25 protein-coding genes and 1 pseudogene are annotated in these 22,611 nt (G+C 68.7%); 18 read left to right on the forward strand and 8 right to left on the reverse strand.

Annotated features, from left to right (window positions below; all coding sequences use genetic code 11):
* Positions 1 to 22: 22 nt before the first annotated feature.
* The 6 genes from U3653_RS12280 (at position 23) to U3653_RS12305 (ending at position 5,354) form a co-directional block, all read left to right on the forward strand.
* Positions 23 to 808, forward strand: a complete 786-nt coding sequence (locus U3653_RS12280) for a ribonuclease HII (protein ID WP_195078932.1) — start codon at positions 23 to 25, stop codon at positions 806 to 808.
* A 46-nt stretch (positions 809 to 854) separates the two neighbouring features.
* The gene (locus U3653_RS12285; protein WP_011210678.1) at positions 855 to 1,160 is read left to right on the forward strand and encodes a DUF2469 domain-containing protein; all 306 of its coding nucleotides are present in this window, start codon (positions 855 to 857) and stop codon (positions 1,158 to 1,160) included.
* 101 nt (positions 1,161 to 1,261) lie between these two features.
* Positions 1,262 to 1,618, forward strand: coding sequence for a YraN family protein (locus U3653_RS12290; protein ID WP_195078714.1), 357 nt, complete (start codon positions 1,262 to 1,264; stop codon positions 1,616 to 1,618).
* Positions 1,618 to 3,126: a YifB family Mg chelatase-like AAA ATPase gene (locus U3653_RS12295; RefSeq protein WP_195078715.1), complete on the forward strand. Its 1,509-nt coding sequence runs from the start codon at positions 1,618 to 1,620 to the stop codon at positions 3,124 to 3,126. The genes U3653_RS12290 and U3653_RS12295 overlap by 1 nt, the downstream gene beginning before the upstream one ends.
* Positions 3,123 to 4,376, forward strand: a complete 1,254-nt coding sequence (gene dprA / locus U3653_RS12300; RefSeq protein WP_195078716.1) for a DNA-processing protein DprA — start codon at positions 3,123 to 3,125, stop codon at positions 4,374 to 4,376. The genes U3653_RS12295 and dprA overlap by 4 nt, the downstream gene beginning before the upstream one ends.
* Positions 4,377 to 4,430: 54 nt before the next feature.
* Positions 4,431 to 5,354 carry a tyrosine-type recombinase/integrase gene (locus U3653_RS12305; RefSeq protein WP_195078717.1) on the forward strand — a complete coding sequence of 308 codons (924 nt, stop codon included), beginning with the start codon at positions 4,431 to 4,433 and terminating at the stop codon, positions 5,352 to 5,354.
* 223 nt (positions 5,355 to 5,577) lie between these two features.
* Here U3653_RS12305 and U3653_RS12310 read toward each other — a convergent pair whose 3' ends face one another.
* Positions 5,578 to 6,075 (reverse strand): GNAT family N-acetyltransferase, encoded by a 498-nt coding sequence (locus U3653_RS12310; protein WP_323124213.1) that lies wholly within the window; start codon positions 6,073 to 6,075, stop codon positions 5,578 to 5,580.
* A gap of 212 nt (positions 6,076 to 6,287) precedes the next feature.
* Between U3653_RS12310 and U3653_RS12315 the strand changes: the two genes are divergently transcribed.
* Positions 6,288 to 6,977 (forward strand): FHA domain-containing protein, encoded by a 690-nt coding sequence (locus U3653_RS12315; protein ID WP_195078718.1) that lies wholly within the window; start codon positions 6,288 to 6,290, stop codon positions 6,975 to 6,977.
* A gap of 27 nt (positions 6,978 to 7,004) precedes the next feature.
* Here U3653_RS12315 and U3653_RS12320 read toward each other — a convergent pair whose 3' ends face one another.
* The 3 genes from U3653_RS12320 to U3653_RS12330 form a co-directional block, all read right to left on the reverse strand.
* The gene (locus U3653_RS12320) at positions 7,005 to 7,670 is read right to left on the reverse strand and encodes a chymotrypsin family serine protease (protein WP_397068881.1); all 666 of its coding nucleotides are present in this window, start codon (positions 7,668 to 7,670) and stop codon (positions 7,005 to 7,007) included.
* A gap of 170 nt (positions 7,671 to 7,840) precedes the next feature.
* Entirely contained in the window at positions 7,841 to 8,119 is a 279-nt protein-coding gene (locus U3653_RS12325; RefSeq protein WP_195078719.1) for a hypothetical protein, read from the reverse strand.
* A 230-nt stretch (positions 8,120 to 8,349) separates the two neighbouring features.
* The gene (locus U3653_RS12330; protein WP_323124214.1) at positions 8,350 to 9,813 is read right to left on the reverse strand and encodes an MFS transporter; all 1,464 of its coding nucleotides are present in this window, start codon (positions 9,811 to 9,813) and stop codon (positions 8,350 to 8,352) included.
* Between the two features lie 54 nt (positions 9,814 to 9,867).
* Between U3653_RS12330 and U3653_RS12335 the strand changes: the two genes are divergently transcribed.
* The 5 genes from U3653_RS12335 (at position 9,868) to U3653_RS12355 (ending at position 14,660) form a co-directional block, all read left to right on the forward strand.
* Complete coding sequence (locus tag U3653_RS12335) at positions 9,868 to 10,629, forward strand: TetR/AcrR family transcriptional regulator (RefSeq protein WP_195078720.1); 762 nt, start codon at positions 9,868 to 9,870, stop codon at positions 10,627 to 10,629.
* A 131-nt stretch (positions 10,630 to 10,760) separates the two neighbouring features.
* The gene (locus U3653_RS12340; RefSeq protein WP_195078936.1) at positions 10,761 to 11,492 is read left to right on the forward strand and encodes an acetoacetate decarboxylase family protein; all 732 of its coding nucleotides are present in this window, start codon (positions 10,761 to 10,763) and stop codon (positions 11,490 to 11,492) included.
* Between the two features lie 548 nt (positions 11,493 to 12,040).
* Positions 12,041 to 12,406 (forward strand): YidH family protein, encoded by a 366-nt coding sequence (locus U3653_RS12345; RefSeq protein WP_323124233.1) that lies wholly within the window; start codon positions 12,041 to 12,043, stop codon positions 12,404 to 12,406.
* Positions 12,403 to 12,711: a DUF202 domain-containing protein gene (locus U3653_RS12350; RefSeq protein ID WP_195078722.1), complete on the forward strand. Its 309-nt coding sequence runs from the start codon at positions 12,403 to 12,405 to the stop codon at positions 12,709 to 12,711. Before U3653_RS12345 ends, U3653_RS12350 begins: the two co-directional genes overlap by 4 nt.
* Before the next feature lie 47 nt (positions 12,712 to 12,758).
* Complete coding sequence (locus U3653_RS12355; protein ID WP_195078723.1) at positions 12,759 to 14,660, forward strand: alkyl/aryl-sulfatase; 1,902 nt, start codon at positions 12,759 to 12,761, stop codon at positions 14,658 to 14,660.
* 40 nt (positions 14,661 to 14,700) lie between these two features.
* Here U3653_RS12355 and U3653_RS12360 read toward each other — a convergent pair whose 3' ends face one another.
* The 3 genes and pseudogenes from U3653_RS12360 to U3653_RS12370 form a co-directional block, all read right to left on the reverse strand.
* Entirely contained in the window at positions 14,701 to 15,213 is a 513-nt protein-coding gene (locus tag U3653_RS12360) for a DUF1990 domain-containing protein (RefSeq protein ID WP_195078724.1), read from the reverse strand.
* A gap of 113 nt (positions 15,214 to 15,326) precedes the next feature.
* Positions 15,327 to 15,845 (reverse strand): annotated as a pseudogene (locus U3653_RS12365) (M23 family metallopeptidase); the annotation flags it as partial.
* A gap of 23 nt (positions 15,846 to 15,868) precedes the next feature.
* Positions 15,869 to 16,144 (reverse strand): hypothetical protein, encoded by a 276-nt coding sequence (locus U3653_RS12370; RefSeq protein WP_195078725.1) that lies wholly within the window; start codon positions 16,142 to 16,144, stop codon positions 15,869 to 15,871.
* A gap of 378 nt (positions 16,145 to 16,522) precedes the next feature.
* Here U3653_RS12370 and rpsB point away from each other — a divergent pair, with 378 nt between their 5' ends.
* The 5 genes from rpsB to U3653_RS12395 all read left to right on the forward strand — a co-directional run bounded on the left by rpsB (position 16,523) and on the right by U3653_RS12395 (position 20,984).
* Positions 16,523 to 17,347 (forward strand): 30S ribosomal protein S2, encoded by an 825-nt coding sequence (gene rpsB / locus U3653_RS12375; protein ID WP_195078726.1) that lies wholly within the window; start codon positions 16,523 to 16,525, stop codon positions 17,345 to 17,347.
* Between the two features lie 170 nt (positions 17,348 to 17,517).
* Positions 17,518 to 18,342 carry a translation elongation factor Ts gene (gene tsf, locus U3653_RS12380; protein ID WP_195078727.1) on the forward strand — a complete coding sequence of 275 codons (825 nt, stop codon included), beginning with the start codon at positions 17,518 to 17,520 and terminating at the stop codon, positions 18,340 to 18,342.
* Positions 18,343 to 18,537: 195 nt separating this feature from the next.
* Positions 18,538 to 19,266 carry a UMP kinase gene (gene pyrH, locus U3653_RS12385; protein ID WP_039799499.1) on the forward strand — a complete coding sequence of 243 codons (729 nt, stop codon included), beginning with the start codon at positions 18,538 to 18,540 and terminating at the stop codon, positions 19,264 to 19,266.
* A 50-nt stretch (positions 19,267 to 19,316) separates the two neighbouring features.
* The gene (gene frr, locus U3653_RS12390) at positions 19,317 to 19,874 is read left to right on the forward strand and encodes a ribosome recycling factor (protein ID WP_195078728.1); all 558 of its coding nucleotides are present in this window, start codon (positions 19,317 to 19,319) and stop codon (positions 19,872 to 19,874) included.
* 195 nt (positions 19,875 to 20,069) lie between these two features.
* Positions 20,070 to 20,984, forward strand: a complete 915-nt coding sequence (locus U3653_RS12395; RefSeq protein ID WP_397069173.1) for a phosphatidate cytidylyltransferase — start codon at positions 20,070 to 20,072, stop codon at positions 20,982 to 20,984.
* Positions 20,985 to 20,993: 9 nt separating this feature from the next.
* Here U3653_RS12395 and U3653_RS12400 read toward each other — a convergent pair whose 3' ends face one another.
* Entirely contained in the window at positions 20,994 to 21,338 is a 345-nt protein-coding gene (locus U3653_RS12400; RefSeq protein WP_195078729.1) for a LapA family protein, read from the reverse strand.
* Between the two features lie 124 nt (positions 21,339 to 21,462).
* Here U3653_RS12400 and rlmN point away from each other — a divergent pair, with 124 nt between their 5' ends.
* The gene (gene rlmN, locus U3653_RS12405; protein WP_195078730.1) at positions 21,463 to 22,572 is read left to right on the forward strand and encodes a dual-specificity RNA methyltransferase RlmN; all 1,110 of its coding nucleotides are present in this window, start codon (positions 21,463 to 21,465) and stop codon (positions 22,570 to 22,572) included.
* Positions 22,573 to 22,611 lie beyond the last annotated feature (39 nt).

Here is a 22,611-nt window from a genome sequence, read left to right on the forward strand (position 1 = left end):
GGTGGGGCAAGGTCGAGTGCCGGTGGGTAACGGTTGGCCGCCGCGTGTGGTGATGCGCAGGGCCGGAGGATTGCGCACGCTCGAGGCGGCATTGATCCGCAGCGGTCTCGGACCGGTCGCCGGCGTGGACGAGGCCGGGCGCGGTCCCTGCGCGGGACCGCTCGTGGTGGCGGCGTGCCTGCTCGCGCCGAAAGCGTACGACAAGCTGGCCGGGCTCGACGACTCCAAGAAGCTCACCGAGGCCGTCCGCGAGGAGCTGTACCCGGTGATCATCCGCCTGGCGCTCGCCTACCGGGTCGTGGTCATCCCGGCCTGGGAGATCGATTCGATCGGCATCCACGTCGCCAATATCGAAGGGATGCGCCGCGCGGTGGCCGGGCTCGGGCACACCCCCGGCTATGTGCTGACCGATGGATTCCGCGTGCCCGGCATACCGGTGCCCTCGCTGCCGGTGATCGGCGGGGACGGTGCGGCGGCCTGCATCGCGGCGGCCAGCATCCTGGCCAAGGTCACCAGGGACCGCATCATGGTCGAGTTGGATCAGCGGTTCCCCGGCTACGGCTTCGCCGCCCACAAGGGCTACAACACGCCCGAGCACACCGCCGCGCTGCAACGCCTCGGCCCCAGCAGCGAGCATCGCCGCTCCTGGCGCAATGTGCGCGAAGCCGCCGGGTTGCGGCCGGTCGCGGCGGCGGCCGATGTCGCGGACGCCGTACTGGCCGAGGGCTTGGACGAGGCGCTGTCGGAGCAGTTTCCGAACGCGCGTACGGCTGGCCGAGTAGCTACCGACGCAGCGCATGCGCGATGATGTCACCACACGACGCGATGCGGCGAGAAGGAGGACGTCCCACCCGATGAGTGCCGAGGACCTCGAGAAGTACGAAACCGAGATGGAGCTCTCGCTGTATCGCGAGTACAAGGACATCGTCGGTCAGTTTTCGTACGTGGTGGAGACCGAGCGCCGCTTCTACCTGGCCAATTCCGTGGAGCTGCGACCGCAGAACGCGGACGGCGAAGTGTATTTCGAGGTGCGGATGAGCGACGCGTGGGTGTGGGACATGTACCGCCCGGCCCGCTTCGTCAAGCACGTCCGGGTCATCACCTTCAAAGACGTCAACATCGAGGAGCTGGAGAAGCCGGACCTGCGCTTGCCCGAGTGAGCCAGGCGGAAGTTCCGCACAGCCACTCGGTTATCAACAGGTTTTCCGTTTCCCCAGGTCGGCGGCGCTGACCTGATCGGCTCCCGGCGCACGCTGGCGGGGTGACAGACAAACAGGCGCTCGGCGCGCACGGTGAGCAACTGGCGGCGGACTTTCTGCGCGCCGCGGGGATGGAAATCGTCGCCAGGAATTGGCGGTGCCGATACGGCGAGCTCGACCTGATCGCCGTGGACGGGGATGTGACCGCGTTCGTCGAGGTCAAGACGCGTTCCGGCTTGGGGTACGGCACCCCTGCGGAGTCGGTCACCTTCGCCAAGCGGCAACGGATCCGGCGGCTGGCCCTGCTCTGGCTGGCCGAGCAGGACGGGCCGTGGCGGCGCGTCCGTTTCGACGTGGTGTCGGTGCTGGTGGCGCGAGGGCGTACACCGGTCATCGACCATCTCGAGGCGGTGTTCTGATGGCTCTCGGGCGGGCGCATTCGGTCGCGGTCACCGGCGTGGACGGTCTGCTCGTCGAGATCGAGGCCGATATCGGCCAGGGCCTGCCATCGGTCCATTTGGTCGGGCTTCCCGACACCGCGTTGCAGGAGTCCCGTGACCGAGTCCGCTCCGCGGTGGCGAACTCGGGGGAGAAGTGGCCCGACGGCCGGGTGGTGCTCGCGCTGTCGCCCGCGACGCTGCCCAAGCTGGGCAGCGTGTACGACCTGGCGCTCGCCGTCGCGGTACTGGACGCGTCCGGCGCGGTGCCCTCGCAGCGGCTCGCGAAGACGGTGCTGCTCGGCGAACTCGCGCTGGACGGACGGGTGCGGCGGGTGCGCGGCATCCTGCCCGCCGTGCTCGCCGCACGCAAGGCCGGCTGGTCCACCGTTGTGGTGCCCGCGGTGACGCTGGCCGAGGCCGGGCTGGTCGAAGGCATCGAAGTCCTCGGTGCGCGCAGCTTGCGTGGAGTGGTGGCCTGGTTGCGCGGGGAAGGCGCGCTCGACGAGCCGGACGGCGACCTGCCGGACACGGTGGGGCAAGGCGGCGATCTGAGCGAGGTGGTCGGGCAGGAAGAAGCGCGCTGGGCCCTGGAGGTGGCCGCGGCGGGCGGCCACCATCTGCTGCTCACCGGGCCGCCCGGCATCGGTAAGACCATGCTGGCCCAACGTCTTCCCGGGCTGCTGCCCCCGCTCACGGAAGCCGAGGCGCTGGAGGTCACCGCCATCCATTCCATGGCGGGCACGCTCGCCGGTGAACACCCGTTGATCACCGCCCCGCCGTTCGTCGCCCCACACCACTCCACCTCGGTGACCGCGATGATCGGCGGCGGTTCGGGGACCGCAAGGCCGGGCGCGGTCAGCCGGGCCCACCGCGGCGTCCTGTTCCTCGACGAATGCGCCGAACTCGGCACGAAGGTGCTGGAGGCGATGCGAACGCCGCTGGAGGAAGGGGAGGTGCGCATCGCCCGGCGCGACGGTGTCGCGCGGTATCCGGCCCGCTTCCAACTGGTGCTGGCGGCCAACCCGTGCCCGTGCGCTCCGGCTCGCGACGTCGATTGCATCTGCGCGCCGCTGGCTCGCCGGCGCTATCTCGGCAAATTGTCCGGGCCGCTGATGGACCGGATCGACATCTGGGTGCGGATGCACGGACAGTCCGGTGCGGCGTTCAGCACCGACGCGGCCGAGAGCAGCGAGGTGGTCCGCGGCCGGGTCACCGTGGCGCGGCGCGCCGCCGCCACCCGCTGGCGCGAATACGGGTGGCTCACCAATGCCGAAGTCCCCGGCCACATCTTGCGTCAACGCTTCCGCTTGCCGCACGAATCGCTCGCTCCCGTCGAGGCCGCGTTGCGTCTCGGGCGCATGTCCGCGCGGGGCGCCGACCGAGCCATCCGCGTCGCCTGGACCATCTGCGATCTGCGCGGCGGCGAGCTTCCCTCGGCACAGGATGTGCTGTCGGCGTTGAACTTTCGCCAGCGGGGCGCGCAATGACGCCCTCCGCGAAGGCTGGAACCGACCTGCCTGCGGCCGTCGATCGGCCCGCCGTCGAGGATGCGCCCGCCACGAGCGGCGTGCCCGTGAGCGGGACGGGATCGTCGTCCCGCGAGCACGACGAGCGGCGGCTCGCGTGGGTGTACCTGTCGCGGGTGGTGCAGGGCCCGTGTGCGCCGCTGTCGGCGCTCATCGAGTCGGTCGGGGTGGTCGAAGCGGCGCGTGCCGTTCGGGAGTGCGCGCTCCCCGAACCGCTTCGCGGGCCAACGCAGCAGCGGCGCGCCGTCGACGTCGCGGCGCGGGACCTCGAACTCATGGATCGGATCGGCGGACGCGTGGTGACGCCGGACGACGCGGAATGGCCGGCCTGGCGCATGCTCGGCCTCGCCCAGCTGGAGCCGGGCAAGGATCGCGACGGCGCTCTACCGCTGGTGCTGTGGGTGCGCGGCCCACGCTCGCTGCTGGAGTCCACTGAACGCGCGGTGGCGGTGGTCGGGGCGCGGTGCAGTACCGGCTACGGCAACCGGGTCACGGGGGAGATCGCGGGAGACCTCGCCGCGCAGGGCTGGACCATCGTGTCCGGAGCGGCGTTCGGCATCGACGGCATGGCACACCGGGCGGCGCTGGCGGTGGATGGGCGCACGATCGCCGTGCTGGCCTGCGGCATCGACCGGCCCTACCCGGCCCAGCACGAGCGCCTGCTGACCGATATCGCCGAAACCGGTTTGGTGGTCAGCGAATACGCGCCCGGTGTCACCGCGCAGAAGCATCAGTTCCTGGCCCGCAACCGCTTGATCGCCGCTCTCGCCGACGGCGTGCTCGTCGTCGAGGCGGGGCTGCGCAGCGGCGCGCGGAACACCGTCAAATGGGCCCGCCGCATGGGCCGCCCCGCCTTGGCCGTGCCGGGTTCGGTGACCTCGGCCGCTTCGGTGGGCTGTCATCGCATGATCCGCGACGGCGAAGCCCTGCTGGTGACAAGGGCCGAGGAAGTCGCCGACGAGGCGGGGCCGTTGCGTCTGTCGGTCCCCGAAGCGGCGGCATCGGGCGGTAACCCGGAGGATCGGCTGACCGGAGACGAGGCGCTGGTCTTCGAAGCGCTGCCCGGAATCGGCTCGCGACTGCCGCTGGAGGTGTCGCGGCAGTGCGGAGTGCCGCTTCCTGTGGTTCGCGCGACCTTGTCCGCTCTGGAATTGGCCGGTCTGGTGGTCAGTGACGAAAGCGGTTGGCACCGAAGGGCGCGGCGCCGATGAATGTGTTCGGCGCGGTCGCTTGCCATCCGGATCGCGGGTGGGGACGGTGGAGGCATGGAAGAACTGCCCGAAGATCTGGAAGCGCTGCTGGCGGAGTACGGCAGGCACCTGCGGCTCGGGCGCAACCGTTCGGAGCACACGGTGCGCGCGTACCTGGGGGACGCACGATCTCTGCTGGAGCATCTGTACACGCGGTCGGCGGATTCGGCGATCCGCGAGCTGGACCTGATGTTGCTGCGTTCGTGGCTGGCCCGGCAAGCCGCCGCGGGCGCGGCGCGAACCACCGTGGCACGGCGGGCGTCCTCGGCGCGCACGTTCACCGCTTGGCTCACCCGGACCGGTCGGCTTCCGGTCGACCCCGGGCTGCGGCTGGGTTCGCCGAAAGCGCATCGCGTGCTGCCCGCCGTGCTCGGGCGGCAACAGGCGCTCGGCGCCATGGACGCGGCGGAATCCGGTGCGGCGCAGCGTGACCCGATGGCGTTGCGCGACCGGGCGATCGTGGAATTGCTGTACGCCACCGGCATCAGGGTCAGTGAGTTGTGCGGGTTGGACATCGAAGACGTGGACCGCGAACGGCGCGTGGTGCGTGTGCTCGGCAAAGGCAACAAGGAGCGTTCGGCGCCGTTCGGCGCGCCCGCGGACGAGGCGGTCGGTAACTGGCTGCGCTACGGACGCCCCGCCTTCGCCACCGCGGAGTCCGGTCGAGCGCTGTTGCTGGGCCGCCGCGGGAGGCGCTTGGACCAGCGTCAGGCCAGAACGGTCGTGCACGAGGTGGTCTCGGCCATCCCCGGTGCGCCGGACGTGGGTCCGCACGGTCTGCGGCACACGGCCGCGACCCACCTGCTCGAGGGCGGCGCCGACCTGCGTGTGGTCCAGGAACTGCTCGGACACGCGAGCATGGCCACCACCCAGCTCTACACCCACGTCTCCATCGACCGGCTCAAGAAGGTGCACGACCAAGCCCACCCACGCGCCTGACCAACGCTTGGTGACCGCCAGTGCGTCGTACCTCTGGAAGGTCGCCCACAACGGCGGTGCGACCTCGATCGAGTGCGTCGCGTCCGCATTGGCCGCTCGCGATGTCCTGCGACAACGTCAACGCGTTGCGGTCGCCGGTTCCGCCCAAGCGGAGGACGTCGTCACCACGGCGTCTGCCTACGAAGCGAGTAGGGCTACGTGCGCCGATGTGCAACCCGTGGGCTCATGGACTGACGTAGTAGTGCATCCAAGCCTCTCGCCCGTCCGTGGTCCGCCAGCCGCCAGGCCCGCTGTGCACCTGCCGCCAACCGTGCCTCTCGTACATGGCTATCGCTGCCGCACTGCCGGAGGTCACCGTCAGCACGGCACGCTGCCCCCGGCTCGCGGCCATGCGCACGGCCTCGGTGAGCAGCAGCGAACCCACCCCTGCCCGGCGCGCCCAAGGGACGACATACAACCGGATCACCGAGACGACAGTCTCCGCACCGGCTGATGCGCGCACGACCTCCGGCATGCCCCCGCTCGCGCCGAGTGCGGCGTGTCCGACCACGGTCGCGTCGCGCTCGGCGACGACGGCCGCGAGGAGTTTGGGCGGTGACAGCCAGCCTGCCGGGTCCGCGGGCCAGGCGTCCGGGTACCGGTCGTTGTCATGGACCTGTCGCAGTGCCGCGGCGCAGGCGACGAGGTCGCTGTCGGTGCGCGGTCGAATGATGACGCTCACCCGGACCATTCTGACTGCCCGTGGCTGGAGGCAGTCTTATTCAGACCGAGCGGTTGGATTTTGCACCGTTGTCGTGCGCTGCGGTCCGATACTGCCTCGCTCACGCAGCGAAGTAGTCGAATATGCATGTGATCGGCGCCGAGAAAGCGCACTCTTGAGGTAGCGAATCAGTGCCCGCAGTTCACGGCCTACTTCGAGTGGGAAGACGAGCGATGTCTACGTCCAGCGGACCACAGGCCCTGCGTCGCGAACTGTACCCATTGGTGGGGCAGTCCGCGTGGCGCCACTCGGCCCTTGCTTCCGCCTCGCCTCAGCCCGCGGCATCCGACGGGGCGCGTGAGATCTCCCTCGACGGCGGCGCGTCCAAAATGACGATCGGGCGGTCCGTCGCGGCCGACATCATCGTCAATTCCGATCCCACCGTATCCCGGCTGCACGCCATTCTGGAGCGGGTGGGCGGCTGCTGGATCATCGTCGACGACGGATTATCCAAGAATGGGACATTCGTCAATGGCGAACGTGTGGGCGGACGGCGGAAACTCGGCTCCGGCGATACTATTCGCGTGGGTCGATCGGTATTCGTATTCCGTGCCGACGAATCCTTCGACGGGGAATTGACTCTCGCCCATTCACCGCTGCCGACCCGTAGCTCGCTGACACCGGCTCAGTACGTGGTTCTGGAGGCGCTGTGCCGTCCCTACGACGCGCGCGACGCGTATTCGTATCCCGCCTCCAACCGGCAGATCGCGGACGATTTGTGTCTGAGTCTGTCCACGGTCAAGACGCATATGCGGGCGCTGTTCCGAATATTCCAGGTGGAAGCCTTACCTCCCAACCAGAAGAGGCTGTTTCTGGTCGAACGCGCTATCGAATTCGGCATAGTCGCCGACCAGGAGAGGTAAGGCTCCGGTAGAAAGGAAGAAATCCGGTCAGATCGGCTGGAAACCGGCCCCGGCGCCGCCGCGTGCGTTCACGTCGGCGACGATCGCGGTGATATCGGTGCCGAGCTGCGGTCCCAGGCACGGCACCGCCAAGTAGCCGTTGACCATGCCGACGAGCGTCGTCCCCACCACGAGCGGAGCTCCCGAGTCACCTTCGACGACACACGTCTGGGTCCACGTGGCATCGGCGCCCGCGAACATGTCGCCATAAGCGGGCCCGCAGGTCCGGCCGGTGGTCCTTCCTTCCTTGCAAACGGTGTCCGGTGGGCGGGCCGGCCCGCCCAATCCGGTGATGGTGGTTCCGCCCACCTGGTTGACCGGCGTCACTTTCCCCGGATCGAATTCGATGACGGAATAGTCCATGTCGCCGCTGGCGTACACGACAGTGCCGACGGTACCGGCGTCGCGATCGCTCTCCGGGACGATGGCGGCATTCGCCTCGCCGCAATGCGCCGCGGTGAACCCGACCAGCCTGCCGCCGGCGTCGCGTCCGATCGTGGTGAGCGTGCAGATGTTCTGACCGCCGACGACGATGCCGGAGCCGCCACCCAGAACGGATGGCGCTGCGGCCTGCGCGGTCCCAGGTGCTCCGAACGGCGCCGTCATCGCGGCGAGTGCCGCCGCGGCGCCAACGAGTTTCCTGAACTTGGTCATCCGGTAATTCAACCGCACTCCGCGGCCCGTCACCGCGGATTCCCGGATGTTCACCGGCCCGTTGTCCGGCGGGACCGGAATCGAATTCTCGTCGGCACGCGAGAAGCGCCCCGGGGCAACTGGCCTGCCCGAGGCGCTCTCGTGTTCCATGCGCTTCCGGCGAAACGCGATCAGGCGGCGCAAATGGCCACGGTAACCGCGTTGACCACCGGCGGAAGCAGCAACAGAGGAGCACAGAAAATGCCCAGCGGCCAAATCAGACCCAGTGTCGCGGGCTCGACTTGCACGGGTACCGGATGATCCGCCACCTGCATCGGCCCCGGTGATACGTCGGGAGCTGCGGAAGCGAAACCCGAACCAAGGGCGATGATCGGTGCGAGCGCTACCGCCGCTGCCGTTACACGCATTTTGTTCGTGATCATGATGTCTCCAGTGGTTGATTGCTTCACCAGCCCTCGTTGGTTGAAGGCCTCAGTGTGAACACACTCACAACTCTTCTCGAAGCGCGCGCGAGAGACCATCAACCTCGGGGTCGGAATCATTCATCCCGGGGGAATCGGGGAGACATCGGAATCGCTATTCTGCACGATTCCGCGCGCACGGAATGCGGCTTTCGAGTTCTGGCGAGACCGCGCCGGACCGAGGAGGACTCCCGGTCGGCACGGCCCCGCCGCAACGATCAGCCGTGCGCTACCGGGGCCGGCTCCGGCTCTCCGGCGGGCTGCGGACGCCGGGCGCGCAGCAGGACCGCACCGAGCACGGCGGCGGCGATGCTGAATCCGGCGCTGATCCACGCGCCGGTGGACATGGCGGTGGTGAAGGCGTCCTTGGCGGGCTCGATGTAGCCGAGCTGGAAGGCGGCGCCGATGGATTCCCGCGCCGCGTCCGGCGCGTCGGCGGGCATGTTCGAAGTGAACACACCGGCCAGCACGCTACCGAGCACCGCGATGCTGATCGCCATGCCGACTTGCTGGATCGTGTCGTTCATCGCCGAGCCGACGCCCGCGTGCTCCAGCGGAATCGCGCCCATGATGGCGGCATAGGCCGCCGGACCCGCCAGGCCGCCGCCGACACCCATCACCAGCATGCTGACCAGTACCCACAGATAGCCGCTGCCCATCGCGAGGATGCCGAAGGCCACGCCCATGACGAGCAGGCCGGACACGACGAGCGTCTTGTTGCTCAGGGTCTTGCCGAGCGTCGCGCCGAGGCCGTTGCACACCGCGGCGGCCACGGCGTACGGCAGCAATGCCAGCCCGGCCTTCATCGGGCCGTAGCCGAGCACGAACTGCAGGTACTGGGTGAGCATCAGCATGACCGCACCCATGCCGAAGACCATCAGCAGCAGGGTGAGGCAGGTGCCGGTGAAATCGCGGCTGCGGAACACGGCCAACGGCAGCATCGGATGCGCCGATCGGCTCTCCCATATGACGAAGGCGGTCGCCGTGACGGCGGCCAGCGCGAGCACGCCGAGGTTCCACTCCCGTTCGATGATCACGTAGACCGTCGCGCTCAGCGCCACGACGGACAGCACGACGCCGACGAGGTCGATCGGCCGCTGCTCACCGGTGGTCTCCGGCATCAGCACGACGGCCGCGACGATCGCGAGCACCGCCACCGGGATGTTGAGCAGGAACACCGAACCCCACCAGTAGTGCTGGAGCAGGAAGCCGCCGAGGGTGGGTCCGGCCACGATGCCGACCATGGAGACCGTCGACCACGCCGCCATCGCCGTGCGACGTTCGTCCTCGGCGAAGGTGGTCATCAGGATCGACAGCGTCGAGGGCATCAACAGCGACCCGCCGACGCCCATCGCGACGCGGGCGGCGACGACCTGCCACGGTTCGGTCGCCAGCACGGCGGCCAGCGAGGCCACTCCGAAGACGGCGAGCCCGGTGATCAGCGCTCGTCGCCTGCCGAACCGGTCGGACAGGCTGCCCGCGGTGAGCAGCAGCCCGGCGAAGACCAGCACGTAGGCGTCCAGGATCCACTGGACATCCGACGGTGTCGCGCCCAGCTCCCGGATCAGCGAGGGAATGGCGAGATTCAGCACGGTGCTGTCGAGCATCAGCACCAGCAAGGACAGACAGAGGACCCCCAGGACCCACCAGCGACGGGGGTCTCGCACAATGTTCGATTCCACTCGCACAGCGTACGAGAATCTCGAACAGTGTGCGAGCGATTATAAGATCGTGTTGTGACCAAGCAGTTCGCGTCGGTATGGACCAAGCAGACCCGCCAGCCCAAGTCGCCTGGGCTGCGCCGCGAGCAGATCGTCGCGGCGGCCGTGGAGATCCTCGACGCCGAGGGGCTGGAATCGCTGAGCATGCGCAAGCTCGGCGCGAAACTGGGTGCGGGGGCGACCAGTCTCTACTGGCACGTCTCCAACAAGGACGAGCTGCTCGAATTGGTGCTCGACGAGTTCTGGGGTCTGGTCCGGACGCCTGAGCCGGAGCAGGCGTCCTGGCGGGAACTGCTGAACACCTTCGCCTACAGCCTGCGCGCGTCCATCAGAGAACATCCTTGGATGGCGTCGCTGGTGGGGCAGCTGCCCAGCATCGGCCCGAACTCGCTGCGTTTGAGCGATCGGCTGCGCCGTGCGTTCGTCCAGGCGGGGTTCCATGGCGTGGACATCTATCTGGCCAGCGGGACGGTGATGTGTTTCGTGCTCGGTCAGGTGATTCCCGAGATCGCCTGGGACAAAGTGTCCAAGGGTATGGAGATCGACGCCGACGGCGTGCTGCGCGTGATGGAGGATGTGGCCGGCGACTATCCCGAGATGCTCGCCGACTACCGGGCGACCGTGCCGACCGATAGTGAGGCCGCGCGGGCGATGGCCTTCGACTTCGGTCTGCTCTGCGTTCTCGATGGGCTGGAAGCCCGCTTGCGCAACGTGTCCGGACCCGGTCGGCCGTCGCGGCCGGCGGGATCTCCCGCCGGTGACGCCGGTCGATCTTGAAACAGGTTCTTGATGGACGGAAACGACTACAGAACCGTATCGGGTCGATAAATTGGAACGTGTTCCATACCGAAGATGCGGCGGAAGGATACCGCGGGCAACGCGGCGCCGACGCGCGGAAAGGCGTCTACGTGAGCACCCATACCGTTCTCGGCCGAGAGGTGCGCATGCCGGTTCGCATCCGGCTGGCGCACGCGTTCATGGCCACCTACCTGGTGCCCGCCGAGCCGGCGCAGCGCCTCATCGACTATTCCGGCCTGCGGATTCTGCGGCTTCCGGGCGGACGGGCGATGTGCACCCTGGTCTTCGTGGACTACGTCGACGGCGATCTGGGCCCCTACAACGAGTTCGGCGTCTCGTTCATGGTGCGCCACCACACCGCGGGAGCGGCATCCGGAATCGGTGATCTGCGGGCGCTGACGACCGGGCGGGCCGGCGTTCTGATCCACAAGCTGCCGGTGGACGGCGACTTCACCTTGGCCGCAGGGCGCGGCATCTGGGGCTTCCCGAAGGAGCTCGCCGAATTCGCGGTCGATCACGACGGCCCGGCGCGCAGCGGCGCGCTGCACCAGAACGGCCGGCTGATCGCGGATCTCACGGTGCGGCCCGGGTTCACGACCCCGAACCGCCGCGCCACCGCATCCTCGTTCGACGCCTACTCGCACATCGACGGTGTCACCCGCTGTACGCGCTGGGAGATGCGGCCCTCCGGCATGCGAGCGCGTTTCGGCGGGGCGGAACTGACACTGGGCGACCATGCCATCGCCGCGGAACTCCGGTCGCTCGGGCTGCCGCGGCGGGCGCTGATGTGCTCGTCCGTCGCGCGGTTGGCGATGACGTTCGAAGACGCGATCGCGATCTGACGTCCCTGCCGCATAACCTCCCGGTCACGGGCGGGCCTGGCAGGTGGACGGTCCGGCGCGGCGGCGGTTAGCCTGACGTAGCGGATCGTTAGCCAACGCTCTACGTCATGGAGTGGTCCCGTGGTCGTCGCCGATCGGACCTGTGCTGCTGAAGAGGCTGGTGAGCTGTGGATGTCGGGCGATGTCGAGCACCTTCGGGGAGCGATTCGCCCTCCGTCATGCGCCCCTTCCCTTCGGTTGCTGGGTTGTTCGGGAGAGTTCGAGTGTTCGGCCCGCCGTCCGGACCATCCGCTAGCCGGCATGCTCACCTGGACAGCGTTTCCCGCGCGCGCAGCGAGATCAGCGGCGTTCCCGTCGCCGGTGATGATGGGCCGCGAGCTTCCCCGATCCCCACTAGCGTGGTGCGTCGTGACCACCGTGCAGTCCGGCGTCCACCCGCGCATCGGAACACCGCCTGGCGCGACGGCATGCCTGCCACCCGAGCGGGCAGGCCGCGCGAGGCGTTGGTTTCCGGACACCCGCTGTCGTTCGACCCGAACCGAGTCGGCGTGACGCTGCCGAACCCAGGAGCCGAGCCGGAAGAGGACGACGAGGAACTCGACTACCGCTTCACGCTGGCCAACGAGCGCACCTTCCTGGCTTGGATGCGGACCTCGCTGGGACTGCTGGCCGGTGGCGTCGCGGTGCACACCCTGGTCCAGTCGTTCCGGATCGCGGGATTGCGGCGCGCGATCGCGCTCAGTTGCCTGGTCTTGGCGGCGGTAACCGCGATCGGCGCCTACGGGCATTGGCGGCGCATCGGCGTGGCCATGCGCCGCGGCGACGCGCTGCCGGAGACGGTCCTGGTGCCGATCCTGTCGGCGGGCATCGCGATCGTCTCGGTGCTGGCGGCGGTGGCGGTGCTGCTGCGGTGAGCGCGCCACATCTGGCCGCCGAACGCACCGCACTGGCGTGGCGGCGCACCGCCGTGTCGGCGATGGTCGTCGGCACCCTGTTCATCCATCAGGCGCTCGGCAGCGGATGGCGCGCGGCGGCGATCGCGCCCATCGGTGGTGCGATCGCGATGGCGGCGCTGACGGGAGCCTGCTACCTGCGCAACCGCGGTCTTCGCCGGGGCCGCTACGCCCACGGCGGCCGCGTCGTCGCCGCGACCGCCGCCGCGGTGGTCGCGGTCGCACTGGCCGCGGCGGCGGCCGGTTTCCTCGAACCGCTGCCATGACCGGGTGGCGGCCGAGCAAGGTTGGCCGAGACGACAGGAGGACGACAATGTGCACAGCGAGCGAGCCGAGCGGTTTCATCGTCGCGGAGCACGAACGTGCGGCCGCCGCACTGCCGTTCGGCGACACGACCGATCCGGCCGACGCCGATCGCGGTTTCATCGCCGCGCTCGATCCCGGGGTGATCACCTCCGAAGACGGCACCGTCGTGTGGGACAACGACTCCTACTCGTTCCTGCGCGAGCCCTGCCCGGTCTCGGTCCATCCGAGCCTGTGGCGGCAATCCGGGCTCGCGGTGCGACAGGGGCTCTACGAGGTCTGTGAGGGCATCTACCAGATCCGCGGTTTCGACATCTCGAATATGACGCTGGTCGAGGGCGATACCGGGGTGCTGGTGATCGATCCGCTGATCTCGGTGGAGACCGCGGCGGCCGGTCTCGCGCTCTATCGCGCGCATCGTGGCGACCGCCCCGTGACCGGGCTGATCTACACCCATTCCCATGCCGACCATTTCGGCGGGGCGTGCGGCGTCACCACCGCGGAGGCGGTGGAGGCGGGGCGCTGTCCGGTGCTGGCGCCCGCGGGCTTCCTGGAACACGCGGTGGCGGAGAACATCTACGCGGGCACGGCGATGGCCCGCCGGGCGGGATACATGTACGGTGCCGTGCTGCCGCGCGGGCCGCTGGGCGCGGTGGGCTCCGGACTGGGGCAGACCACGTCGGTCGGCACGGTCACGTTGATCCCGCCGACCGTCGACATCACCGCCACCGGCGAGGAGAAGACCATCGACGGCATCCGGATGGTCTTCCAGCTCACGCCCGGCACCGAGGCGCCCGCGGAGATGAATTTCCATTTCCCCGATCGCCGCGCGCTGTGCATGGCGGAGAACGCGACCCACACCCAGCACAATGTGCTCACGTTGCGCGGCGCGCTGGTGCGCGACGCGAACGTCTGGGCGAAATACCTGACCGAGGCGATCAACCTGTTCGCCCGTGACTCCGACGTCGTCTTCGCCTCGCACCACTGGCCGACCTGGGGCACCGACCGCCTGGTGGAATTCCTTTCGCTGCAACGGGATCTGTACGGGTACCTGCACGACCAGACCGTCCGCCTGCTGAACCAGGGCCACGTGGGCGCCGAGATCGCCGAAATGGTCACGCTGCCGCCCGCCATCGAGGAAGCCTGGCACGCGCGTGGCTACTACGGTTCGGTCAGCCACAACGTGAAGGCCGTCTACCAGCGCTACATGGGGTGGTTCGACGGCAACCCCGCGCATCTGTGGGAGCATCCGCCGGTCGAATCCGCCCGGCGCCATGTCGAGTTCATGGGCGGCGCGCAGGAGATACTGCGCAAAGCGCGGGCCTCCTACGACGCCGGGGACTACCGCTGGGTGGCGCAGGTGCTCAACTACGTGATCTTCGCCGATCCGGACAACGATGCCGCGAAACACCTGCAGGCCAGCACGTTCGAGCAACTCGGCTACGGCGCGGAGAACGCCACCTGGCGCAACTTCTATCTCAGCGGAGCCTACGAGTTGCGCTACGGCTCGTTCGGCACGCCGACCAAGAGCGATTCGCCGACCATGGTGGCGGCGCTGTCCGCCGACCAGATCTTCGACGCCTTGGCGCTGCGCGTCGACGGCCCGAAGGCGTGGAACCTCCGGCTGGTGACCGACTGGATCCTCACCGACCAGGACCGCACCCACCGGCTCGAGTTGCGCAACGGCCGCCTCACCCACTTCGACGTCGCCCCTGGCATGGCCCTGCCGGAAGCCGACGCCACCTTCACGCTGAGCAAGGCCACGCTGATCCGGGTGTTGCTGGCCGGCGAAGACTTCGGCGTCGCCGCGGCGGCGGGCGACATCGTCATCGAAGGAGACGTCACCAAGCTCGCCGAACTGGCCGACATCTTCGACGCCCCCGACCCCGACTTCGCGATCGTCACGCCGTAGCCGGCTTGCGCTCATCTCGCCTGGTGTGTGCCGTCCGTCTTCAATCGGAGGTCGGCAACGTCGCGAGGTAGCGGCCCGCGACGAAGCGCTGGATCAGCCGCACCACGGGCCCGCCGAGCCGGGTGTACCAGGTGGCGGGGCGGGAGAAGGCCACGATCAGCCCGTACACCGTGTCGTCGGCGGCGTCGTACTCGACGGCGAACAGTTCCTCGCCGGAGGCCGGGTGGCCCGGCAGGGTCCCGTAGGCGAAGCCCCGCCGGTCGGGTTCGTCGAGGACGTACACCACGCGGCACGGCGCGATGATCCCGAACGGACCCAGACCGAGCCGCACGGTGATCGCGGTGCCGGGCTCGGCCGTCGGTGTATCCGCGGATCGGAAGATTCCCGTGCCCTTCTGCACGCCGTAGGCCAGGATCTCCGCGCCTGCCCGCTCGAACAGCGCGCGCCCCCGCCCGATGCGTCGCCGCAGCCTGAGCCCGTGATAGCCCTCCGGAGGCGCACCCCGGGTCGCGCCGAGTTCGGAGTACGTGAACGGCTCCAGCCCATCCGCCATGACCTGATCTTCACCCCGGCCCCCGCGGTCTGGCCACCCTTCACCGCCGACACGCCGGGAGACGAGGTCACCGACCGACGCGCAGCCGATCGTCCGGCGCCGGAAGCGGGACGCACCGGTTTGAGCCGCAGGGGACCGAGGCGAAGCAGCCCGAGCGGATCCAGATACTCGCGGTTGCGGCTACCGCGCTCGACGCGGGCTCCCCAGTGCAGACATGCCGCCACGCATCCTGGGTGCCCGGCCTCCAGCGTGCCGATCCGGGCGCCTCGTCCGACCCGTCTGCCCTCGGGGACTTCGGCGAGCACGGGCTCGTAGGTCGTGCGCAGCCCGCCGGGGTGGTCGATGGACACGACATGCTTGTCGGCCACCGTTGCGGCGAAAACGACGATCCCGTCCCCCGCCGCGAGCACGGCTTGGCCCTCGGCACCGGCCAGATCGACCCCGCGATGCCCCGGTAGCCAGTTCCGCGCCGGTTTGTCGAAGTGCCGCATGACCGCGGGGCGCGGTTGCAGCGGCCAGTCGAATCGTCCTTCGGGCCGGGCGGTCGCGACCGGTATCGTCGCGACGATCGCGGCGATGCCGAGAGCCAGCGCCGAGGACAGGCGCCGACCACGCCGTAAGACCTTGGTCATGCGTGCCGGGCCGGCGGATCCGACTACGCGCCGCAGCGGGGCGCGAGCGGTGCGCACAGGTCGCTACCGGGGGCGGAAGGCGTCTCACGCTGCTCGTCCCCGCCGAGTCCGGATTGCCGGAAGTGGAGCGGCGCGCGCCGCAGCAGGTGGGACAGCGATGGCAGGCACGCCGAACCCGTACACGCCCCGGGCGCGGGTTTCGCGGCAGGAGTGTCGGCCCCGACCGGCGGCGCGGTCGCTACACCGAGCACGAAGAACAGCGGGACGAAAAAGGTGGTGGCAGTGGAGATCGGTTTCATGACTCCACCCTTGCGCGGTCGCGGCCTCGCCGATGGTTCGATCCGCGGACTGGGGATAACCGGCCCGACTGTGAAAAGCCGCCGTTCCGCCTGGTCGCAGCCCTCCGACGGGACCGATTTAGATCTGGTGCCCGGAGGTCGTAAACTGATCGGGCGGTCTGTGCGTGCATGGACCGACTTCGCGCGCCACCCGTGCTTGTTCATAGCGGCGCTGTTCGAATCGAACTCGAGATCATTGGGTTCGCGGCAGCGTGTTCGGAACAGGGAATCGCCGGCTGGTCCCCACCTCCGTGGTCGGGTCCGACGATTCGGTGGCGCCAGGGCAGCGGATCGCCGATTCGCTGCGTCAACCGGCAACGAAAGAGAGATACGGGAGCCATGGCTGTCGTAACCATGAAGCAGCTGCTCGACAGCGGCGCGCACTTCGGACACCAGACCCGGCGCTGGAACCCGAAGATGAAGCGGTTCATCTTCACCGACCGCAACGGCATCTACATCATCGACCTGCAGCAGACGCTGACCTACATCGACAAGGCCTACGAGTTCGTCAAGGAGACCGTCGCCCACGGTGGCACCGTCCTCTTCGTCGGCACCAAGAAGCAGGCCCAGGAGTCGATCGCGGCCGAGGCGACTCGCGTCGGGATGCCCTACGTCAACCAGCGCTGGCTGGGCGGCATGCTCACCAACTTCTCCACCGTGCACAAGCGTCTGCAGCGCCTCAAGGAGCTCGAGGCCATGGAGCAGACCGGTGGCTTCGAGGGTCGCACCAAGAAGGAAATCCTCATGCTCACGCGTGAGATGAACAAGCTGGAGCGCACCCTCGGCGGTATCCGCGACATGCAGAAGGTGCCCTCGGCCATCTGGGTCGTCGACACCAACAAGGAGCACATCGCCGTCGGCGAGGCGCGCAAGCTGAACATCCCGGTCATCGCGATCCTGGACACCAACTGCGACCCCGACCTGGTCGACTACCCGATCCCGGGCAACGACGACGCGATCCGTTCCGCCGCCCTGCTGACCAAGGTCGTCGCCTCCGCGGTGGCCGAGGGTGTGCAGGCGCGCGCCGGTATTTCCTCGGGCGACGAGAAGCCGGAGGCGGGCGCGGGCGAGCCGCTGGCCGAGTGGGAGCAGGAGCTGCTCGCGCAGGCCGCCCCCGGCGCCGAGGCCGCCGAGACTTCGGCCGAAGCCTCGGCCGAAGCCTGAGACTCGTCACCACCGCGGCGTGAGCGAACGGTCCCGGAGGCAGTACCTGCGCACCCACGCGGGGCCCGTGCACGCCGCGGTCGGGCACAGTTCCGGCGGCGTTCACGGGCGAGTGCCATCGTGATCGCCGCTGCCAAAACTCACACTTCTCCGAAGGAGGCTCGCCGAGAATGGCGAACTACACCGCTGCCGATGTGAAGCGGCTCCGGGAGCTGACCGGCTCCGGCATGATGGACTGCAAGAACGCGCTGGCCGAGACCGACGGCGACTTCGACAAGGCCGTCGAGCTGCTGCGCATCAAGGGCGCCAAGGACGTCGGCAAGCGTGCCGAGCGCACCACCGCCGAAGGCCTGGTCGCCGCCAAGGACGGCGTCATGGTCGAGATCAACTCCGAGACCGACTTCGTCGCCAAGAACGCGGAGTTCCAGCAGCTGGCCGAGCAGGTCGTCACCGCGGCTGCGGCGGCGAAGCCGGGCGACCTGGACACGCTGAAGGCGCTGGACCTGGGCGGCAAGACCGTCGACGAGGCCGTGCAGGCGCTCGCCGCGAAGATCGGCGAGAAGCTGGAACTGCGCCGCGTCATCTCGCTGGACGGCCCGGTCGCCATCTACCTGCACAAGCGTGCCTCCGACCTGCCGCCCGCCGTCGGCGTGCTGGTCGAGTACACCGGTGAGGGCGACGCAGCGGCCGAGGCCGCCCGCGCCGCCGCCATGCAGGTCGCCGCGCTCAAGGCCAAGTACGTGACCCGCGACGAGGTTCCGGCCGACGTCGTGGAGAACGAGCGCCGCATCGCCGAGCAGACCGCTCGCGAGGAGGGCAAGCCGGAGGCCGCGCTGCCGAAGATCACCGAAGGCCGGGTCAACGGCTTCTTCAAGGACGTCGTGCTGCTCGAGCAGCCGTCGGTCACCGATTCCAAGAAGACCGTCAAGGCGCTGCTGGACGAGGCCGGTGTCACCGTCACCCGCTTCGCCCGCTTCGAGGTCGGCGCGAACTGAGTTTCGCCGCACCTCCAGCGTGCAGGCCCCCCGCCGACCGAACGAACGCCGGTTGACGGGGGGCCTTCTGCTGCCGCTCCAACCGAATAAGGCAGGATGGGTGCCGCTCTGCCTTGCTCTACGTCACAGGCGCCTGCCGTGCGCAACGAATCGCCGCAAGAACGACAATCCCTCGCCGAAGGAGACTGGAGACCCATGACGGACCCGGGGACCGATCGCCCAGGATATCGCCGGGTGCTGCTGAAACTCGGCGGGGAGATGTTCGGCGGCGGGAAGGTCGGACTCGACCCGGACGTCGTGCAGACGGTGGCCGAGCAGATCGCCGAGGTGGTCGCCACCGGCGTCCAGGTGGCCGTGGTGATCGGCGGCGGGAACTTCTTCCGCGGCGCCGAACTCGAGGAGCGCGGCATGGAACGCGCGCGCTCGGACTACATGGGCATGCTCGGCACGGTGATGAACAGCCTTGCGCTGCAAGACTTCCTGCAGCAGCAAGGCGTGGACACCCGGGTGCAGACCGCGATCACCATGGGTCAGGTCGCCGAGCCCTACCTCCCGCTGCGCGCCAAGCGGCACCTGGAGAAGGGCCGCGTGGTCATCTTCGGAGCGGGCATGGGCATGCCGTACTTCTCCACCGACACCACCGCCGCGCAGCGCGCACTGGAGATCGGCGCGGACGTGGTGTTGATGGCCAAGGCGGTCGACGGAGTGTTCACCGCCGACCCGCGCGTCGACGAGACCGCGACCATGTACACCGAGATCACCCACAAAGAGGTCATCGAGCGCGACCTCAAGGTCGCGGACGCGACCGCCTTCAGCTTGTGCATGGACAACCAGATGCCGATTCTGGTGTTCAATTTGTTGACCAAGGGCAATATCGCCCGCGCGGTCGCCGGTGAGAAGATCGGCACACTGGTTCGGTCCTGATACCCGCCGACCGCGGATCATGACATGACGACGCTGTGGAGGAAACGGTCGTGATTGAAGAAGCGCTCTTCGACGCCGAGGAGAAGATGGAGAAGGCCGTCTCGGTGGCGAAGGACGATCTCGGAACCATTCGTACCGGTCGGGCGAATCCGGGCATGTTCTCCCGGGTCGTGGTCGACTACTACGGCTCGCCGACCCCGATCACCCAGATGTCCAGCATCACGGTGCCGGAGCCGCGCATGGTCGTGATCAAGCCCTACGAGGCGGCTCAGCTGGGGCCCATCGAGACCGCGATCCGCAACTCGGATCTGGGCGTCAACCCCACCAACAACGGCGACATCATCCGGATCTCGGTGCCGCAGCTGACCGAGGAGCGCCGCCGTGAACTCGCCAAGCAGGCGAAGGGCAAGGGCGAGGACGCCAAGGTCGCCATCCGCAACGTCCGTCGCAAGGCGATGGACGAACTGGCCCGCATCCAGAAAGATGGCGAGGCAGGCGAGGACGAGGTCGGGCGTGCCGAGAAGGAGCTCGACAAGACCACCGCCAAGTATGTCGGCCAGGTGGACGAACTGGTCAAGCACAAGGAAGCCGAACTGCTCGAGGTCTGACGCGGATCGGTCGGCACGCGGGACCGGGCCCGGAGGAGGCCCAGGTCACCGCGAGTGCCGCCGGTGATTGCGCCGAGGCCCACCCGGGCGGGGGACGAACGGAACGACGAGTTGAGCGACGGGACAATCGTGGCCGAGAACGCCGCCGCGACCGGTGCGGCAGAGGAGCCGCCGGTGAACGGGACAGCCGATGCGATGCGACAGCACGCGCACGATGCTGATGCTTCCGGTCATGAACCGCTAAGCAGTCCCGCGAATCCTGCCGCGGCGAATCCGGCTCCCGCGTCGAGCGGTTCACGCGCGGGTCGCAATCTGCCCGCCGCGCTGACCGTCGGCTTCGGACTCGGCCTCTCGCTGATCGCGATCCTGCTGTTCGTGCCGAAGGTGTTCATCGGCGTCGCGGCGGCCGGGGTCGGTGTGGCCACCTGGGAGGTCGCCAAGCGGCTGCGCGAGGCCGATGTGCTCGTTCCGCGGGTCCCGCTGATCGCAGGCGGCCAGGCGGTGTTCTGGCTGGGCTGGCCGTACGGCGCCAGCGGGGTGGCGGGCGCGTTCGCCGCGACCACGTTGATCTGCATGGTATGGCGACTGTTCGACCACGGCTTGCGGACCGCACCGCGAAACTTCCTGCGCGACACCGCCATCACGGTGTTCACGCTGGCCTGGATTCCGCTGCTCGCCTCGTTCGCCACGCTGCTGCTGCTCGAACCGGACGGCAACCTGCGGGTGCTGACCTTCATGATCCTGGTGGTCTGCTCCGACGTCGGCGGTTATGTGGCCGGCGTGCTGTTCGGCAAGCATCCGATGGTGCCCTCGATCAGTCCCAAGAAGTCGTGGGAGGGCTTCGGCGGCTCGCTGGTGTTCAGCGTGATCGGCGGCCTGCTCACGGTGACGCTGCTGCTGGATGCCAACTCGATGATCGGCGTCGTCCTCGGCGTCGGCCTGGTGCTGGTGGCCACCTGCGGCGATCTGATCGAATCGCAGATCAAGCGGGAACTCGGCATCAAGGACATGGGCACGTTGCTGCCCGGCCACGGTGGCATCATGGACCGCCTCGACTCGATGCTCCCCTCGGCGTTCGTCTCCTGGCTGGTGCTGTCCACGCTGCTGTGAGCCCGCGCGTCACACCTTCTTGGCCGCGCGGCGCAGTTGCAGGATGCGCACACCGCCCACCGAGGCCATGACGAGTGCGCCGCCGATCACCGACAGCAGCACGGTGACGCCGAGCGGCAGCGAGAAGTCCCAGAAGAAGAAGTGCACCTGGACCTGTTCGAGGTTCTGCACGATGAAGATCAGCAACAGCACCAGGATCAAGACGCCCGCGACGAGCCCGGTCCAGGCGTAACCGGTGCGCGAGGCAAGAGACTTCTTGACCGGGACGGCGGGCGGGACGCCCGGCGGCGTCGGGCGCTGACGCTGGGACAGATCCGGGTCCGGTTCCAGCGGGTGTTCGGGAGGCGTGGACATATCTCGATCATGGCCGACGGCCATCCCGCCCGCAGGTATTTCCTCGTGACGAACCGGGGGTGTCGAGCCGCCGCACGTGGTCGAGTGCGGGGGAGATTGCTCCGGATGGGAGAATGGAGAAACTATGACCGTCTCCCTGCCCCTGGTTTTCGACGCTCCGCGCCGCGGCATGCCGCCGCGTCATCTCGCCGACCTCGACGCCGAGGGCAGGCGCGCGGCCGTCGCGGAACTGGGCCTGCCGAAATTCCGCGCCGATCAGATCGCCCGGCAGTACTACGCGCGTCTGCAAGCCGATCCTGCGCAGATGACGGATCTGCCCGCCGCGGTCAGGGAGAAGATCGGCGAAGCGCTGTTCCCGCCGCTGCTCGACGTGGTCAAGCATGTGGCCTGCGACGACGGGGAGACCCGCAAGACGCTGTGGCGCGCCGGCGATGGCACGCTGCTGGAGAGCGTGCTCATGCGCTATCCCGATCGGGCGACCCTGTGCATCTCCAGCCAGGCCGGTTGCGGCATGGCGTGCCCGTTCTGCGCCACCGGCCAGGGCGGGCTGAACCGCAACCTGTCCACCGCGGAGATCGTCGACCAGGTGCGGGCCGCGGCCGCCGCGCTGCGGGACGGGGAAGTGGCGGGTGGGCCGGGCAGGCTGTCCAACATCGTCTTCATGGGCATGGGGGAGCCGCTGGCGAACTACAAGCGAGTGGTCGCCGCGGTCCGCCGGATCACCTCGCCCGCGCCGGACGGCCTCGGGATCTCCCAGCGCAATGTCGTGGTCTCGACCGTCGGACTGGCTCCGGCCATCCGCAAACTGGCCGACGAGGGCTTGTCCGTCACGCTCGCGGTGTCGCTGCACACGCCCGACGACGAACTGCGCGACACCCTGGTTCCGGTCAACAATCGCTGGCCCGTCGCCGAAGTGCTCGACGCGGCCCGCTACTACGCCGACAAGACCGGCCGCCGCGTCTCGGTCGAATACGCGCTGATCCGCGACATCAACGACCACCCATGGCGCGCGGACATGCTCGGCGAGAAGCTGCACAAGGCGCTCGGCTCACGGGTGCACGTCAACGTCATCCCGCTCAACCCGACTCCGGGGTCCCAGTGGGACGCCAGCTCCAAGCCCGTCGAGCAGGAGTTCGTCCGCCGCGTGAATGCCAAGGGCGTGCCCTGCACGGTCCGCGACACCCGCGGCCAGGAGATCGCCGCCGCCTGCGGACAGTTGGCCGCGGAGAACTGAGCTACCTGGTCGGCGTGACCCCGGCTTGTCGTCGCTCGC

It is taken from the genome of Nocardia implantans (assembly GCF_035544775.1).
Lineage (GTDB): Bacteria > Actinomycetota > Actinomycetes > Mycobacteriales > Mycobacteriaceae > Nocardia > Nocardia implantans.